Here is a 16,368-nt window from a genome sequence, read left to right on the forward strand (position 1 = left end):
TTTGCTTCGCAATTCCATTTCCAATTAGTCCAAATAGGGTCAAGATACTGTTAAAATTGTGCCAAAAATTGTGGGACACTCATATGGGTACCAGGTAAATTATTATAGAAAACATCACCCGGTTTGACCGGAATCATATAAGACCAGTGAGTTAAACCACTGACACCGTTTTGCCCACTATTCATTTGCATGATGAAAGAGCATTGACCACTGCTTTTCACCTGCAAATCACCTATGCCGTTGACGAGATCCGTTCTTGATGAGGTACCAGAATAAAAAGTGATGTAGACCTTTCCCTCTGAAGTCACAGAGCCTATTAAATATCTCTGAGATAAAATACTGGCATTTATACTGGTATAAGATTGACCCGTAAAATATCCGTGATTATAACTGGAAATGACCCAAACCGTTTGGTCACTCACTGGGGTAAAATTAGCATTATCATAGAGATAAGCAAGCAATGTTTGGGGAGGAACTATCCATGTAGAGTTTTTAAAACAGTATTGGTAGGGATCAGCTGAACTCAATAATTCATTTGATTCAACTGCAGAAGAATGAGGTACTACTGGATTCTCAATTGCATAGCATACAGATAATAAAATTGAGAGTACGATAGCAATTAAAATTTTATAACTCATTAATTATCCTTAAAAATTTTCAGCGCCGACAGAGATTCTAACTTACTTAAATTGTGCCAATCAAACAATTTTTCTTACCTCGAATTTCCTAATCCTGATAAGGAATTTAGTTTTTTTAAAATGCGCTTTAAAGTTTTGTCAAGGAGATAAAGGCCGAGTAAATCTGGATTGAACTCCTTCTACCTCCACAAGATAGAGGCTCAGAGCTTGCCTCTTTGATTTTTGAATTTTAAAAGAAAATAATATGTTAATATAGATGGATGCCTTTGCACAAAGCGGCAAACAACCACTGGCTTTCTGCCTTAGTTATCTTAACTCCTATAGTGTGATTGATAGATATAGCTGCCCTTATTATTTTCCATGGCGTCTCCTATGAGCTCAATGATAGCCCTTAAAAAGAAAGCGGCTAATGCAATCGCTAATCCGGTTAAAGCGTACTTATTATCTTGGGAACAAAGGGATAACGTAAAGAGAAGCATGCCTGACAGCATGGCGATAAGTACCCCATTATTTAATGTTTCAGCATGATTTAACCTATAAAAAATGCTGTGTTGGTTGTTGCTTAATTGCCCTAATCCTTCTAGATGGTCGGGCTGTCCTGAATGTTCGGATTCTGGTTGTTCGAACTCCTGTTGTTCCCTATATTCCAATTCATTAATTAGTTCGTCTAGCGGAGTTACGATTTGGGTGTTTATCGTTTTAAATTTTGTTCTATATTTGCTCATAAGACAACAATTCAAATAAAACAAATAATAGAATAATTATCCTATTGAAGATAGAAGCAACAGACCTGAGATTTTCTTACATCCGTAAATGGCTATAGACATTCTAGCCCATTTTTTCTTTCTTTAATGTAAAAAATATCTTATCTTCCTAGCCTAAAAACCTGAATTTTCAGACAAAATCCAAGCAATTAAATAAGGAGAAATAAGTGCTTTCCGTACAGTTTTTTAAACATGAAGAAATGGCAGCCTCTTTTAAAATAAAGCCACCCAAATTATTTTGGGAGTATGGTATTGTCCTTGATTGGCAAAGTAATCATCCCATTGCTTCGGAGTTAATTAAAGAATTAGAGGGGAAATTTATCCCCGAAATAAGGGATCTTGTATGGCCAAAGAAAGGTGCCCCCTTAATTGAAAGTGTGGTTAGGCTCGTAAAGAAAGAATTTAAAAACAACCATCCTACTGTATCGTTACAGTTAAATCCCCAAGCCAGCTCAATGAGTCACCCTCTCTTAATGAGTGTAAGTGATTTTGTAGCCCTCCCTCCCCAAAAACCTGCTTATTCACTTGAAGCTTTTGTCTATAGAATCATGGTGTTATTAATGATGCGATATACAGTAGACCATTGCCAGGAACTAGAGCAGACAAGCCCCTTAATAGAAAAATACAAATCCGAAGGCGCAGCTGTCACCAACCGCTTATTCCCTTTTGCTCTAGTTCAATATGCCTATGAAAAAAATGGTCGTCTCGAGGAATTAAAGGAAAGGATACAAGAAGCAGTCACTCCTGCCGTAAAGCGTGCGTGGGAAATCATCAGTACAGAAGGCAGTAAATTTATAAAAGAGATAAAAGACCATGAGGCTTTTATAGAAAACTACCTAACAACTGCCGAGTTTAAATAATAATGGTACCCCATATTTTTTAAATTTATGGGGTTGATTTAATTATAACTATTTTAAACTGGTCAAATTTAGATTGCCCAACTCTGACTAAATTTATAAAGTATTAAGATACTTAAGATTCTGATTTTAAATGGAGTTTTCGGCAAGTGTGCATGCCTGAATAAAGGGCTGTTGGTTGGCCTTTAGCTTCGATAATTTAAGAAGCAATTTAGGTACTGTTGCACTTTAGCATTTCCTGTTTCAGTAATTTTTAATCTGCGCTCTCTCTTATTCTTTTCTTTTTTGGAAAAAAGTAGTTTCAAAATGAATGCATTCTCTTGGGATATGAATATGTATAAAATAAGTACATTCGGTATTTTTTTATATCGCTTTACTTTGTAACACACCTTAGAGAGGAAATATTATGTCTTTTGAAAAGTTACCCCTTGCTTTTGGGGATCGCAGTTTAAGCGCCATTGATACATATGATGATGAGATAATTAATCTAGTCAACATATTAAATGGCCATGATTTTAGTAGTCCCCCTATTGGTTATACATTCGAAGTACATATATCCCCAGAGTTAGTGTCAACGTTGGCGCCACGTGAGAAAAGGGAATTATTTGAAGTTCTTTTCAATCTTATGAAGGAAGATATTAAATCCGTACAAAACGGAAAGACTCCTCTAAATATCAGCGAGTTAACCACTTTAAAGGATTTAATCAATGATAATCCCATGGATACAAAAAAATTATTTTTTTATTTTACAGATAAATCGCGAATTGACTATATAGTAACTGAAGAAAACTTACCCACCTTACGTGAGTTATTTCCGGGGAATGCTAGTCTCCAAAAAAATTCTCTTGCAGAAATAAAAGAGAGTCTATTACTAAATCAACAATTATATTCCAAGGCATCTGTAAGAGGATTATTTGCACACAAAAACGAACTACCTTATGAATTAGCAGAACAAATAGGAAGCTATCTTGACATAAAATCAGCCAGTATGGTTGCTCAAACAGGTAGCAATGCAGCAAGGCAAGCCACTGAAGTATTGGATGCTGTAGATGATGACAATACTCTCTTAAAAAGATTTATCTAAAGACTATTTGAATATAAATGAGTTTTCGGTACCACTCTGTAGTAGATTCAGTTGACGAAAGCTCCAAATTTTACTTTGGCAGGCTATTTTAAACATAAAAATTGATTTTCTAATATGGGCTCCTCCAAGGATAATAACTTTTGTAAGAAAATAGTTTTTAACTGGCGAATTTAGTTGAATAGTCTGCATCTGCTCCTGGAAGTTCTCTAACGATATGCATCTGATAATTTTCCATATTTCGAATAATCCTGGTTACCAGCAACCAGACTATGATTGTTGTTGCAGCGAGTAAAGACTTTGTTTTTCAAGAAGGGAATGAATTTGGGCACGTAGGTTTTTAATCTTTTGTTTACGATGGACTGTTCTGCAAAATTTATTATAAAAACGTAAGGGAATAAAGCAATTATCTTCCGTTCCGTCAATTAGAACGAAGTAATATCCTTGTCCGAAATTATAAGCGTACACTATATTTTGCAAGGTTAGATCTGAAACGCAGATATCAGTTTGACTTAATTGCCGCAAAAAAAACTCAAAATCCTGCCCGACTTGATCATTCCATAAATTATTATTGATTAAATACTCAAGGGTTGGTGCAAGCGCTCCTTCTTTATCTTTCTCAGTTTTGACCACTAAGCCCATACCTAAATTAGTATCAACAAAACCTATAATTTTTTGGATAATATGGGGAGAAGAAGACACACATAAGCGTAACCGGGCATACTCCGCAATTTCTCTGGTGAGGTACTTAAAATAGCGATAATTGTTTCGATAAGAAATTTTTTGATTATTACGATATTGTTCTTGAGTAAATTTTGATATTTTGATGAGAAAATCTTTGTTATGGGGATGAAAATAAATTAAACGTCTACATCCTTCACCAGCATATGATTGAGCGGTTAAGATGATCTGACTATCCCAATTTTCCAACATAAATTACCAATATATCTTTTTGGCAATAAGTGTATCGCAAAACGCAATGACAAGCACATAATTTAAAATTGGCTATGTGTTATTCAGGAAAGTTAAATGAGACAATCTCCCGGTTTAGGCTAAGTAAACTTAGGCTGGGCATAAAAGCTCGGACCCAATCTTGTACACTACCTATAAATTGATTATTAACAAAAAACATTAAGTCTTGGTCTATTCATCAATATCATCTGCAGGGCTTTTCAGCCCAGCCTATCTCGCTCCTAATCGAAATTTCTCCAATACAATTATTAATTGTAGGAATACTGCGGTTGCGAGACTTGATATTCATCATCTTCATAGCTGTAGGATTCTATTTCTTTCTTTTCCTGCTTTCTTTTATAATAAGCCATTTCCAGCAAATGCAATTGTTCCTGTTCCATCTCTAATCGTGTCAGGTCACTCTGAGACTGACCATTCTTTTTATCATTTTTTGCAGAGGAATATAAAGACAACTGACTCAACATACTTCGGGTACTATCCGGGCTAGCTCCTGTGTCTTGGATGTGTAATTCAATTTGAGCATCCAGAAACAACTCCTTCCATGCCGCTATGGATTCTTTCATAAGAGGTACGCGAACGGCAGTCTCTAAGTTTAATAGGTTACTGATAATTTGAGTCGCTTTTAAATGGGACTGAGAACCTAACGTCCAAACACCAGTACGCAATGCGGTATCATGACTTAAGGACAAGAGATACAAAAGATCAACTCCATTATACTTGGTTGCGGAAGTTAATTTATGATTTGCTATAAAATCTATAAAATCTTGGCCTAAATTAAACTCTTCAGTCGTAACGGAACAAGCTCCCTTATATTCTGGGGAAAAAATAACTGGGGCAACCGCCTTATAATGAGCTATTTTTTCCGGTGATTGTACATGAGTGGGGAATGAATTATAAATCAATTCGTCGATGGATTGTGTTGAATAGATTTGACCATTTTTTTCATAGTAATAAGGCATTTATTTTCCTTTCTAAAAAATTCGCACCAATATAGCATATTTAATCTAATTTCGACCAAAACAAGATGGTCAGATCTTGTCCTTTGACTTTTATATGTAATGTTGTTTTATAATTCTACTAATTATCAAGAATTACTCCCTAACTCGCTGTCTTTTATGAATAAAGACAAAATGAGCTGATCGCTGTATTCTTTAGATTTTTGGTAACTGAGACTCTTTGAAAACGATCTTTATTCAAATCTGTGCTCCTAAAATTTAAGGGACGTTGCCTCTGTGTAAATACCTCGTTTAAAGTATTAGTGCTATGATGAGCAGGTAAAGTATGCTTCAAATGAAAATTGAAATTAGGGATATTTCGTTGTGATACTGAAATTAATTAATCGTACATTGATAACGTTATTGATTATGGCGTTATTTCTTTTCTTACCTATAGGCACCCTTAATTGGCCAAGCGCATGGATCTTCCTTTTTCTTCAGGGAAGCTTTGAAGTATCAATTGCTTGTTGGTTGGCGAAATATGATCCGGAGTTATTAAAAGAAAGACGATCCTTTGTAATTCAACGAGGGCAAAAAAAATGGGACAAAGTAGTGATGATACTCTTCTCAATCCTGCAAATAACCTGGCTGCCCTTTGTTGCCTTTGATGTGGCTTATTCTCAGGGAAATTTAGTACCTGTTTTTGTCAAAGTTGTAGCAGCTATTTTAATCATTACAGGATTTTATATTTTTTATTTGGTATTTAGAGAAAATTCTTATGCCTCTCCTGTAGTAAAAATTCAAAAAGCGCGAGAACATAAAATCGTAACTACAGGCCCGTATCGCTATGTGCGTCATCCCATGTACTCTGGCTCTATACTCTATTTTATTGGCATACCCCTATTACTAGGCTCTTGGTATGGTTTGTTGTTTACATTTTTTTTGAGCATCCTCCTGATCATACGCTCCAGGCTGGAAGAGAAAGCTCTGGTAGAAGAGTTTTCAGACCCTTACATTGAATATGCCAAACGTGTCCCCTTTCGTTTTATTCCTTTTGTTTATTGACGGTATTGATGAGGTAATGAGGTGCATTAGAAATCTGTTCACACATAGGCTAATTTTTAATAGGAAGTTATGATGAATATTTTATTAACTGGCTCCACGGGTAGGCTTGGCAGGGAAATAGTAAAACTTCTCAATACCCCCAATAACAAAATAGCACTGCATGGTAGAAATCAACAGCGTTTAGATGAGTTGGCACAGTCAGTGGATCAAAGTGAAGTGATCACGATTGCTCATGATCTCTCTTTTCCTGAGGCAGCTGAATCAATCATTCAAGAGATAGTTCAGCATTTTAAAGGCATTGATGTCCTGATCAATAATGCAGCCTGTTTTAATTTTGGAGATTTTATTGATATACCGTTTTCAGTTATAAAAGATACGATTCAAATAAATCTTGTCTCTTTGATTATGATCACTCGACTAGCTCTACCTTATTTAGTAGCTGGAAAACAAGGTATGATTATAAATATTGCATCTACTGCAGGACGGGAATATATCCCGGGAGCTTCTACTTATTGTGCTACAAAACATGGAATTTTCGGCTTTTCAGGATCATTATTTGAGGAAGTTAGAACGCAAGGGGTAAGAGTATGTACCATTGCTCCAGGACAGCTCACCATTTTAGATGCTCCTCAACAAAATACCATTCCTCCCAGGGAACTGGCACAACTTGTACATTATGTTGTTAACTATCCAGGCACTCAAAGCTTTCCTCGAGAGATAATGGTGGGCGCGACTTAGTTCTTAATCCATTCAGCAAGAGACGCTTTAACATATTCACTCTTGTCTTCAAGTGCTAAAGCTAAATCAGGAGAAGATTTATCCGGATGATGGGCCAATATTGCCCGCCATGCTATTGCCCTCATTTGTTCATTGGAATGTGTCCTCGCAATTTTGCGAATGAGCTCAATACTGTTGCTATCCCCCAATTTAATTGCTGTATCAATTAGGGTGCGCATTTGAGCTAAGCGATCAAGGTTACCCAAAATTATTTTGGCTTTCCCATTTTTTTCGAGTAATTCGAATTCATATTGGCGACGTTTGGCTGGATGTGTTTTGGGCAGAATGAGATTCAGTGAAACCGTTATCGATTCTGGAGGATATTGAATATGAGCATCACGGCTACCATAATAATACATAACCTTATCCTGGGTTAAGTAACATTCCTCAATAAATTCTAAATTGATTTCTTCACCTGGTATCCCTTTTACTTGCTCATAGTCATAATGATAAATGCGTGTCTTATAACCCGGCCCAAAGTAGTTTGCCGTAAAAAAATCAAAGTTATGATCATGTGGTTCGAAGTATGAAAAAATCCTGGCTTGATAACGCTCAGATACCGGCATCCAAATTACTGCTCTTATCACATACTGAGTGCCTCTATGGATTATAATCGTTGATGGCTTGAATTGATTATCGGGTTGAAACGTTCTAAAGTTTTTTAATTCATTAGCTAGTTGTTTCGCTAAAAAAGTTTTATTTAGAGCAAGTTGCGCAAATTTCTGCGCAATTGTTTCTAAGTATTCCGGTTTGTATTCTGAGGACTTCAGTGCCTCAATCATTGGATTATTATCAATAAATTGAATAAATGCCTCTAATGAAATGGGTTTTTCTACATTAGGGTAAAATGTTTCCGTCATGCTTATTCCCCCATTAAGGCTAATGTTTTTTGTAATGCTCTCTTTATTTCAGGATCCTTATCCTCGTTCGCAATCTGTCGCAATAAAGGTAAAGCACTCTTACCATTAATTTTATGGTAGTACTTCAACGCTTCCCATCGAACGTTGGCATCATAATCGGATAAAATCAGTTCTTTTAAAAGAGGTTTGATTCCCTTAACCACTTGCATGGCTTGAAATAATTCCAAAATTAATCTAATCCTTGATGCCCGAACATCAGCACTAACCCGCCGAATAGGATCTAGTGTATCCCGATTAAAAACCCAAGTGGTTCTTGCTTTTTTATCTGAATGTGCAACAAGCAAAGGGGCATTGTGTGACGCATTGTAAAAGTCAGGAATTGAGGCAAATGCAGGTAAGCAAACAGGCTGGTATGAAGGGAGCATTAACTCCTCTTCTCGTTTAAGCGCATTGGGTTTCTCATATAAATGATCTGGTTGTAAATTACACTGGTATAAGGGTACTTTTAACTCAACATCTGATAAATTCATCACAATAGCATCTACTTCACTGGCAGAAAAGGAGTTGGAAGATGATTTACGGTGAGTAAAGCGCATTAACAAGTGTAAGCCAGGTTGCTGATAAAGATATATTTTATTTTCATCAGTAATTTTATCATTACTAGTTATTTCTATTAAAAAGTGATTAATCAGAGAAATGATATCTGCTCTGGTTAAATTGCTGAAAATCGGGGCTAAATCAAAAAAATTTGTACCCGGTTTTTTAATAATTTCAAATAGAATAGTACCAAGTTGAAAAAATGTGAGGGAACTCAAATGAAATCCTCCTTTGACTTTATTTGAATATAGCTAAAAAAAATAGAGATATCTATTTAAATGATAATAATAGAATTTCCAATTATATTAATTTTTATATCAGCTATTGCTGCAGCAATTTTCGTAAATTATACTAAAATAAAAAGGGAAAAGCTTATCTAAAGCTTTAAGCAAAATGCACTTGGGAGGGTAACATGAAAGACGAAATACTCGATGAACTTCAAAACACCACAGAAATTGAATTTGTTGAATTAGATGAGGTTTCAATTGCTGGTGCGGATTCAACTCAAATAACCGCTCAAGAAGAAGGTAGAGCTGTTGGTTTTGGTTGTCTCGATAGTTAATCCCTATTTTACAGGTTAGAGAGTAAATAAAAAATTTTTTCGGTATTGGAAAAAATTTTAAAATTCGCTCTCTTACTGTAAATATTCGTTAAAATAATTTCTCTTTTAGTGTCTTTTTAAATTCGATGTGTTTAAGAGGGTAAGAGCGTCCTTTAATATCTATTGTTCATTTCTGTATCGAGTTATCTCCTTTTACGAGCCAAAAAGTAGGGATTTAAGTTCATCTGGTAATAAATTTTTTGTCTGCAATCATTTGAATTTTTGCTGGTTAAAAATAAATCAGCGAGATGGGTTTATGGTATTCACCCCCACCAGAAATTTAAATTAATATTGATGTCGCCAAGATGTTTGAAACTGTGTAACCAATAGGCAGGAATGAATAAAATATCTCCCTCATTCAGCCTGCCTTCTAAATAGGCAGCCTGACCGAATAAAGGAAACCGAAGGTAGTCGGGATCTAAAATATTTACTTGGCTGAAGTTTGCTATTTTATTTCCACTGCCTGAATTCAGATAATAGTTTTGTAAATTACGCGGAGGAAATAAAAGAATGTCTTTGGAACCCTTAATTTGAGCATTCAAATTATGACAACCATTTTGATCATAATGTAACCACGAGACAATATTTTTAGGAGAAATCCATAATCCGCCGCTGTGAAGTGTATTTCTATCAATTAATTTCGGAATTTCAAAGTCTTGCTCTAAAATATTTAATTTCTGATTGTATTTTTTTTTATCAAAAAACGATAGCTCGTCGCCAGCAAGAAACACATTTTTTGCCTTCTTGAGTAGAGCAATAAATTGTGCTAGCGTTCCTTCGTTAAAAAATACTTTTTGATCCAGTTTATCTGCCTTGATAAAGCTAAGATCCGGGTGCAAATTTGATTGGGAAATATAATAACGAACCTTAATATCACCAATTGTTTTGACTAAATAATCGAGAGACCATAATTGATATCCTCGCCAGAAAGTGACTGCATCTTGGATAATCACAGGATTATTCCGTAAAACATACTGGGAGTGAAACTTTTCTGAAGTGAGAGAATTTACACGCTCAATAGCACCAATTTTTTTCATGCAAAACCTCATTGAAAATATTGATTGACGAGTGAACTCTCTCTCAACAATTTAATGCATCCACATCATGTCTTGTTTATTTTTCTATTTTTTCTTTAAATGAAAAGTAACACGCTCTATCTTCGGGCTTTCCTTGGGCGTCAACCCAATTGATTACCATCATAAGACCGCTTGCAGCTCCATCTTTATTGGCTTTACTTTTTGAGAATCCAACAATGACATCAGCTGTTTCACCATTAAACATTACTTTGTGTCGCACTAAAACTTGATCATGGTCTGAGTAATGTTTCATGATGCGTTCTTTATTACTAATGGAATGACCGCCGGGTAAAATTGTCTGTTGTCCTTTTTTCCAAGTAAAGTTTTTTTCTTTTAGAGCTTGGCCAAAGAATTTATCGCAATCGGAAGATGAGCCTTCACTAATAAGTTCAAAATCGGTGATGTGTGTGTGCACCTCCGCTTTGGATGCCTCAGAATTATTATTCATTGCATTCGCTGCATCATCACTCGCATAGGCAAAATTCACAAGTAAAATTGAGGCTGCCAGAGGAATTATCTTTTTCTTCATTTTATTCTCCTTGATTAAATAACATCTATGTCCAATAGTTGTTCGTCATAAATGGCTAAACGCTTGAAAGACCCAAAGAATCCGCTTATCATTTTTCTCTTGCGAAAAATGTTACACGTACCGTCCTCTCTTAGGTCATCAATTCCATTTATTGATGGAGTAACCAATTAAAATTTAGCACCTACTTGGCTTTAGCGCAATTTTAAAGTGAATTATGGATCTTACGGATATTTAATAATTGAGTGAGTTGGTAATGTCGTTAAGCCAAAACTTAAGAAATTGTCAATTGAATCTTTTTTACAACAGAGCCGCTATTTCTTTATTCATTTCACCTGTAATAAGCACGCAGTTTTATTATTATAATCTTCCTCAAAGCGGTGAGCCCAGGTACATTCAGCCGTATGCATAAAATCAACTGCATTTTTTATTGGTTTTGGATCATAGGAGCGAAAAAAATTATAAGTTTTACCAAATGCGTCAGCTTGGGCCCTCATGCAAGCTGCCGTGACACCTAGCGGTGTACCGACTGTAAGACCAAAAATGACGGCAGGGATTGGGGTTGTAAACGCGCCAGTGAGTAAAGTTACTGCTAGAATTGCTGAAGCAACATAGATAAAACTCAATAAACATACTAAAGAATAATAAGCAATTTTTTCTGGAAGTTTTCTTACTTCTTCCGTGAAAAGATTATTAACCTGAAGTTTTAATTCTTTCATGTCTGACATTGTTTCATAATTGCGTGCTAATCGATTCATTTTTTGCAAAAAAGTACAAATCTGTTCAAGCTCTTTTTTTCGTTTCTGACCTTCTTTCTCATTGATTACATCAGTTTTTTTTAAATCATCATAATAATTGAGGTAACCTATGTAAAAATTTTGATAAGACTTATTTAAACTCTTATTGATAAATTTTATCTCTTCTGCCTCGTCAAGTAAGAGTTGATACTGTTTTAAAAGTTTATCAATATCTGCTTTTGTAGTGACACTTAATCCCGTCATCAAATATTCCGGTTAATTCTTTATTAAAAGTAAATTCTTTAGCAACCCGATAAAAGGCCTAATCAGAGCATTTACTGTCCCTATGCTTGCTTTTTTAGTGAGTAAATTGTATTTAAGTAATCTAATCTGAGAAGGAGTAATTTTAGAAATTAATTTTTTCCAAAATGGAAATAAAGTCCAAAGAGTTTTGATATTTAGAGGCACTCGTCAATCCAAGATAAAAAGTAATTACCAGCATATAATTCAATTGAAATTCACAATTCAAGGCCTTACCCATTAATGCACTTTAAAACGCGCTCTTGGTTAAAACTACCAAAGAGGCTTTCTCCAACACCATTGTTCCAACGCTCGTCTCTCTTGTTCATGCTGCCGACACGTACATGACTCTTGAATAAGCGGCTGTATTTAAAACTGGCATAGTGAGGGGCACGATCTGAATGCACGACCCTGTAAGACATTTCTAACTAGACATTCCCAAGTATTTTGGTTAGAATTTGGCCAAACTGGATTGAGGTAGGTCTGTATGAAAATTAGATTAAACGTGATATTACAAACACTTTCTATACTATTTTTAACAATTTACTCTATCTCACCATTAGCCAACGCCCTCCCCAGTGACTTTATTAGCCCAAAGAAAATGTTACGATCTGATAATTTCAAAACCAATGAATTTCCAATAGATTATACAAACTTTTCTGGGATGTGGATTGGAGAATGCAACGCAGGAAAAGCACAATTCTCTATCAAAAATGATTTAGAATTTTTCTCAATTTATGATAGAAAATTTAAGATTGGCACACTCGAGAGTAAATCTTCAGATGACAGCGATTATAATAGCCAGGAAACCACTTTTGTGTATTGGAATAAGAGTCATACAAAAATAATTGTGAAGCGAATTGTTATTGATAAAGTAGGTTCTGAAGTTAAGAATGGAATCAATGTCATTCTAGAAAAATTAATATTTTCATTAGAAAATGATCGGCTAAATATTAAGTTTAAATCTAACGAATTTGATGATATTGGAGCTTTACCAACTGAAGAAAGCTTAATTTGCACGCTTACTAAAAAGAAATAAGCCAATAGTATTTTTCTGGAAACCATGTGCAGTTTATTTTTCTCAACGAATGACGTAGATTAATCCCTGCAAGGCAGGTTGCGGTAGATGAAAGGTTTTAAAACTCATCATCATTTTAATGTGTTTAAAAATATATTTCTATCTTCCTCTGAAATGTAGATACGCTCCTGGAAACTCTATTCGAGCGACCTTGCCATGTTGAACTATTAATTATCTTTTCCTTGACCTGTTTTTATTCATTCCATTTTAAGCGTCAATAAATTCATCCATCTTCAATTAAAATTCACAATTCAAGGCCTGACTCCATTGTGCACTTTAATTCTTTTATTAAAAAACATCTAAACTATCATTAATGTTATTACTAAATAGAGAACTATGCTTAAATTTCATTTTTCACGAGCTACAGTAGCCGCTCTTGGAGCCGCACTTTTGTTTGGCGGCAGTACCCCATTTGCTAAACAATTAGTTGGAAATAGCTCACCTTTAATCCTCGCGGGTTTTCTCTATTTGGGTAGTGGCATAGGTTTAGGATTTGTTCGCCTAATAAAAGATCGTGGTTGGAATAGCCCTGACTTATCAAAATTTGAATGGCTGTGGTTACTGGCAGCTATTGCATTTGGTGGCATGATTGCTCCGACCGCATTAATGATTGGTCTTGCTCATACACTAGCGTCCACATCATCTCTGCTTCTTAATCTTGAGGCAGTATTAACTGCCGTTCTTGCATGGATTTTCTTTAAAGAAAGCACAGATAAGCGCATTATTTTAGGGATGTTACTTATTGTAGCAGGTGGAGTTTTATTATCGTGGCCACAAGAAATAGGCCCACAAAACTGGCTGGGTGTTGCAAGTATTGCTGTTGCTTGCTTGTGTTGGGCAATTGACAATAATCTCACCCGAAAAATTTCATCTTCTGATGCGCTCTTTATTGCTGGAAGTAAAGGATTTGTAGCGGGAATCGTAAACATTAGCCTAGCGTTCTTAATAGGATTAAGATTTCCCCTATGGACTAATATTACCTATACAATGATTCTAGGTTTTCTTGGATACGGCATCAGTCTTGTTCTTTTCGTTCTTGCCCTACGCGGACTTGGAACAGCAAGAACCGGAGCTTATTTTTCCACCGCACCATTCATGGGCGCAGGCATTGCCATATTGTTTTTTCAAGAGCCTACATCGGGATTATTCTGGATAGCTGCTGTCTTAATGGGTATTGGAGTTTGGATACATCTCACTGAGAGGCATACTCATGTTCACACTCATGAGCCATTACATCATAGCCATTCGCATTATCATGATCAGCACCATCAACATACACATGAAATCCCTTGGGATGGGCAAGAACCTCACTCACACCCTCATCAGCACGAAAAATTGACTCATACCCATCATCATTATCCAGATATTCATCACAGGCATACACATAAAGAATAGAATGGTATTCCTCTTTACAAAAGCAATCTTTAAATAAGATGCTAGGTATTTAACTTGCTAAATAATCCAATGAAAGGATATAAAATCTAGCAAGCGTAGCCTGGTTGTAATTCAAGGCCTGACCCCATTAATGACGCCTGCTTCAAACAGTAGTTTTATTTTTCTATGGAAAATGCGATAAAAAAGGCTTCCAAGCCCATACAATTTTCTTAAACTGAAAATTTTTTGTTCTCCTTCAATATATCTTCATCATCTGGCGCCACAGGGATATTCTGTAAAATATCCCTTATCAATGATTGATTGTAACGTCGTTGAGGATTAGTTTTGGCAAATTTTCCTCCGCTAAAAAATGTAGCATGATAGCTTGGAATCTCTGAGTTTCCATAATCAAAAACAATATCTTGCTCGCCATAAGCAGTCTGAAATTGAGCTGCGATATAGGCTTCCAAAATACGAGTTTGCTCCTCATTCAAATCCGTGCGCTCAAATCGTCCCGATACAAGGTAAACTTGCAAATAACCTTCTCGTTGACAAATATAACCTGCATAAAATGCAGAGCCGTCATACTTGCCTTCAGGTAGTGTGAGTGATGGATGTCCATAGCGATCCTTCCAATTTATAAATGGATAAAGTGATTCTCTAAAACTTTCCCTAAAACCAGTGTATCCATATTCTTTCTCATAAGCATTCTTTACACCAGTTGCCAGAATAAAATCGCTTCGTAAAGCCCAAATTCGCTTTTCTTGTGGAAGTAGGGGATACTGAATACTGGTAATATCTTGATACGCCGGATTCATGCAGTCTTCACCTGGATAGCTGTATTTTGGTTTAATCGAAGGAATATTTTGTTTAATATAGTTTTGGGCCTTTACATAACATGAATCAGCATGTGAAAGTTTAACCGCTTTACCGATTGATGATGGTGTATATGCCCTAGGTTTTTTGCTTATAGGGTAGGACGTATTTGTAAAGAATAAAGATGAATCAACATCATCCTCTTCTGGAGTTGTATCATAAAATACAACCTTCTGAACTCCATACGCTTTTTGAAATTTTAATGTTAAATAGGACTCAACAACATAAATCTGTTCTTCGGTTAGTGGTAAGATTCCCTCGTTAATTCGATTACAACGATTATATCTTCCCGAAGATAAAAAAACCTCCAGGTATCCGTCACGTTGACAAATAAATCCAGCATACAGAACAGTACCATCGTAATTATTATCTGCTATAGCAAGAGAAGGATGGCCGTATCGATCGCTCCAATTTAAATAAGAGTATTGTGATTCTTCAAAGGTTTCTTTTAGCCCATGATAACCATGTTTCTGTTCAGCGTTTTTCACTCCAGTCGCCAGAACAAAATCACTGCGCAAAGCAAATATACGTTTTTCATTAGACCTAAGGAAACTATCAACATCCTCAATACGTTGAAAAGCTGGATTTATACCTACCTCCCCAGCGTAAGTATATTTAGGTGTGACTCCTTTGACATGACGTTGAATATAAGATTTTAATACAAACTCTACGTTAAAAATTTTTGACTGAATGTCTTCTATGTTAGGACTCATGATAATTGCCTCATTTGCCCCAAATTAATCCAATTGATTTATGGATGTAGGTTGGGGTTAAATTCAGCAGCAAAAATATTAAATTAAATTTCTACCACCAAATTTCAATTTGAGCGCTTTAGGATTTAGAGTGAGTGTCGCGAAACCTGGACACTGGTATTGGAGAGGATTAGTTTGTTAGCGCTGTTTACAAATAACTCCGCCCAACCTCGACAACAGTGTCCAGGCAGCGCATCATCATCATTTGTTGTAAGCGTGTTTGTTGCATTTTAGAAAACAGAAATATCATAGGCAAAACCATTGTGTCATTAAATTTAACACTCAGTCAAGTTTTTAAATAAAATTCATGAAGCACTACTCTAATTGGAGTGTTTCTAAAATAATTAAGAAATTTTCTTTCATCATTTTATAGAACACGGGAGTTGCTTTAACCATGAAAGAGAAATTGATGGGAAGCATTCAAGAAATTTAGAAATGGCACGCTTATTAATTCCTAGTTAACGGCCCTAAGAGAGTAATGGAACAGCCAACCACTGAAGCA

Annotated in this window: 17 protein-coding genes; 7 read left to right on the plus strand and 10 right to left on the minus strand. The window is 35.6% G+C overall.

Annotated elements, in window-relative coordinates:
* Positions 1 to 50: 50 nt before the first annotated feature.
* Together KYQ_RS15640 and KYQ_RS15645 are read right to left on the minus strand one after the other, a co-directional pair.
* Entirely contained in the window at positions 51 to 638 is a 588-nt protein-coding gene (locus KYQ_RS15640) for a hypothetical protein (protein WP_010655069.1), read from the minus strand.
* Positions 639 to 949: 311 nt separating this feature from the next.
* Positions 950 to 1,363 carry a hypothetical protein gene (locus KYQ_RS15645; protein ID WP_010655070.1) on the minus strand — a complete coding sequence of 138 codons (414 nt, stop codon included), beginning with the start codon at positions 1,361 to 1,363 and terminating at the stop codon, positions 950 to 952.
* A gap of 206 nt (positions 1,364 to 1,569) precedes the next feature.
* On the opposite strand from KYQ_RS15645, the gene KYQ_RS15650 reads away from it, so the two are divergent.
* Together KYQ_RS15650 and KYQ_RS15655 are read left to right on the plus strand one after the other, a co-directional pair.
* On the plus strand, positions 1,570 to 2,262 hold the full coding sequence (locus KYQ_RS15650; RefSeq protein WP_010655071.1) for a hypothetical protein: 693 nt from the start codon (positions 1,570 to 1,572) through the stop codon (positions 2,260 to 2,262).
* A 403-nt stretch (positions 2,263 to 2,665) separates the two neighbouring features.
* The gene (locus KYQ_RS15655) at positions 2,666 to 3,343 is read left to right on the plus strand and encodes an F-box protein (protein WP_010655072.1); all 678 of its coding nucleotides are present in this window, start codon (positions 2,666 to 2,668) and stop codon (positions 3,341 to 3,343) included.
* A 267-nt stretch (positions 3,344 to 3,610) separates the two neighbouring features.
* Here KYQ_RS15655 and KYQ_RS15665 read toward each other — a convergent pair whose 3' ends face one another.
* Entirely contained in the window at positions 3,611 to 4,273 is a 663-nt protein-coding gene (locus KYQ_RS15665) for a YrbL family protein (RefSeq protein ID WP_010655074.1), read from the minus strand.
* Positions 4,274 to 4,560: 287 nt separating this feature from the next.
* Entirely contained in the window at positions 4,561 to 5,271 is a 711-nt protein-coding gene (locus tag KYQ_RS15670; RefSeq protein WP_010655075.1) for a hypothetical protein, read from the minus strand.
* A gap of 360 nt (positions 5,272 to 5,631) precedes the next feature.
* Between KYQ_RS15670 and KYQ_RS15675 the strand changes: the two genes are divergently transcribed.
* Positions 5,632 to 6,312: a methyltransferase family protein gene (locus tag KYQ_RS15675; protein ID WP_010655076.1), complete on the plus strand. Its 681-nt coding sequence runs from the start codon at positions 5,632 to 5,634 to the stop codon at positions 6,310 to 6,312.
* A gap of 69 nt (positions 6,313 to 6,381) precedes the next feature.
* On the plus strand, positions 6,382 to 7,050 hold the full coding sequence (locus tag KYQ_RS15680; RefSeq protein WP_231294576.1) for an SDR family NAD(P)-dependent oxidoreductase: 669 nt from the start codon (positions 6,382 to 6,384) through the stop codon (positions 7,048 to 7,050).
* On the opposite strand, the gene KYQ_RS15685 is transcribed toward KYQ_RS15680, so the two are convergent.
* Both KYQ_RS15685 and KYQ_RS15690 read right to left on the minus strand, forming a co-directional pair.
* A complete protein-coding gene (locus KYQ_RS15685) occupies positions 7,047 to 7,949 on the minus strand; it encodes a HEAT repeat domain-containing protein (RefSeq protein WP_010655078.1) in 903 nt (300 codons plus the stop codon). The two genes, KYQ_RS15680 and KYQ_RS15685, sit on opposite strands and share 4 nt — an antisense overlap.
* A 2-nt stretch (positions 7,950 to 7,951) precedes the next feature.
* Positions 7,952 to 8,764 carry a HEAT repeat domain-containing protein gene (locus KYQ_RS15690; RefSeq protein ID WP_010655079.1) on the minus strand — a complete coding sequence of 271 codons (813 nt, stop codon included), beginning with the start codon at positions 8,762 to 8,764 and terminating at the stop codon, positions 7,952 to 7,954.
* Between the two features lie 194 nt (positions 8,765 to 8,958).
* Between KYQ_RS15690 and KYQ_RS19365 the strand changes: the two genes are divergently transcribed.
* Positions 8,959 to 9,108: a hypothetical protein gene (locus tag KYQ_RS19365; RefSeq protein ID WP_019350268.1), complete on the plus strand. Its 150-nt coding sequence runs from the start codon at positions 8,959 to 8,961 to the stop codon at positions 9,106 to 9,108.
* Positions 9,109 to 9,410: 302 nt separating this feature from the next.
* Here KYQ_RS19365 and KYQ_RS15700 read toward each other — a convergent pair whose 3' ends face one another.
* From KYQ_RS15700 to KYQ_RS15710, 3 genes are all read right to left on the minus strand, one after another.
* Positions 9,411 to 10,184: a cupin-like domain-containing protein gene (locus KYQ_RS15700; protein WP_010655080.1), complete on the minus strand. Its 774-nt coding sequence runs from the start codon at positions 10,182 to 10,184 to the stop codon at positions 9,411 to 9,413.
* Between the two features lie 76 nt (positions 10,185 to 10,260).
* Positions 10,261 to 10,752, minus strand: a complete 492-nt coding sequence (locus tag KYQ_RS15705; RefSeq protein WP_010655081.1) for a hypothetical protein — start codon at positions 10,750 to 10,752, stop codon at positions 10,261 to 10,263.
* Positions 10,753 to 11,075: 323 nt separating this feature from the next.
* On the minus strand, positions 11,076 to 11,750 hold the full coding sequence (locus tag KYQ_RS15710) for a hypothetical protein (RefSeq protein WP_019350269.1): 675 nt from the start codon (positions 11,748 to 11,750) through the stop codon (positions 11,076 to 11,078).
* Positions 11,751 to 12,273: 523 nt separating this feature from the next.
* On the opposite strand from KYQ_RS15710, the gene KYQ_RS15720 reads away from it, so the two are divergent.
* Both KYQ_RS15720 and KYQ_RS15725 read left to right on the plus strand, forming a co-directional pair.
* Entirely contained in the window at positions 12,274 to 12,825 is a 552-nt protein-coding gene (locus tag KYQ_RS15720; RefSeq protein WP_010655083.1) for a hypothetical protein, read from the plus strand.
* A 375-nt stretch (positions 12,826 to 13,200) separates the two neighbouring features.
* Entirely contained in the window at positions 13,201 to 14,259 is a 1,059-nt protein-coding gene (locus KYQ_RS15725) for a DMT family transporter (protein WP_010655084.1), read from the plus strand.
* Between the two features lie 209 nt (positions 14,260 to 14,468).
* Here the strand turns inward: KYQ_RS15725 and KYQ_RS15730 are convergent, their stop codons facing one another.
* Entirely contained in the window at positions 14,469 to 15,827 is a 1,359-nt protein-coding gene (locus tag KYQ_RS15730; protein WP_010655085.1) for a hypothetical protein, read from the minus strand.
* Positions 15,828 to 16,368: the final 541 nt, after the last annotated feature.

This window comes from Fluoribacter dumoffii NY 23, from assembly GCF_000236165.1.
In the GTDB taxonomy this organism is placed as follows: domain Bacteria; phylum Pseudomonadota; class Gammaproteobacteria; order Legionellales; family Legionellaceae; genus Legionella; species Legionella dumoffii.

Coding starts and splice junctions, on each gene's coding strand:
- KYQ_RS15640 (WP_010655069.1), bottom strand. CDS start 638: ATGAGTTATAAAATTTTAATTGCTATCGTACTCTCAATTTTATTATCT.
- KYQ_RS15645 (WP_010655070.1), bottom strand. CDS start 1,363: ATGAGCAAATATAGAACAAAATTTAAAACGATAAACACCCAAATCGTA.
- KYQ_RS15655 (WP_010655072.1), top strand. CDS start 2,666: ATGTCTTTTGAAAAGTTACCCCTTGCTTTTGGGGATCGCAGTTTAAGC.
- KYQ_RS15665 (WP_010655074.1), bottom strand. CDS start 4,273: ATGTTGGAAAATTGGGATAGTCAGATCATCTTAACCGCTCAATCATAT.
- KYQ_RS15670 (WP_010655075.1), bottom strand. CDS start 5,271: ATGCCTTATTACTATGAAAAAAATGGTCAAATCTATTCAACACAATCC.
- KYQ_RS15680 (WP_231294576.1), top strand. CDS start 6,382: ATGATGAATATTTTATTAACTGGCTCCACGGGTAGGCTTGGCAGGGAA.
- KYQ_RS15685 (WP_010655078.1), bottom strand. CDS start 7,949: ATGACGGAAACATTTTACCCTAATGTAGAAAAACCCATTTCATTAGAG.
- KYQ_RS19365 (WP_019350268.1), top strand. CDS start 8,959: ATGAAAGACGAAATACTCGATGAACTTCAAAACACCACAGAAATTGAA.
- KYQ_RS15700 (WP_010655080.1), bottom strand. CDS start 10,184: ATGAAAAAAATTGGTGCTATTGAGCGTGTAAATTCTCTCACTTCAGAA.
- KYQ_RS15705 (WP_010655081.1), bottom strand. CDS start 10,752: ATGAAGAAAAAGATAATTCCTCTGGCAGCCTCAATTTTACTTGTGAAT.
- KYQ_RS15710 (WP_019350269.1), bottom strand. CDS start 11,750: ATGACGGGATTAAGTGTCACTACAAAAGCAGATATTGATAAACTTTTA.
- KYQ_RS15720 (WP_010655083.1), top strand. CDS start 12,274: ATGAAAATTAGATTAAACGTGATATTACAAACACTTTCTATACTATTT.
- KYQ_RS15725 (WP_010655084.1), top strand. CDS start 13,201: ATGCTTAAATTTCATTTTTCACGAGCTACAGTAGCCGCTCTTGGAGCC.
- KYQ_RS15730 (WP_010655085.1), bottom strand. CDS start 15,827: ATGAGTCCTAACATAGAAGACATTCAGTCAAAAATTTTTAACGTAGAG.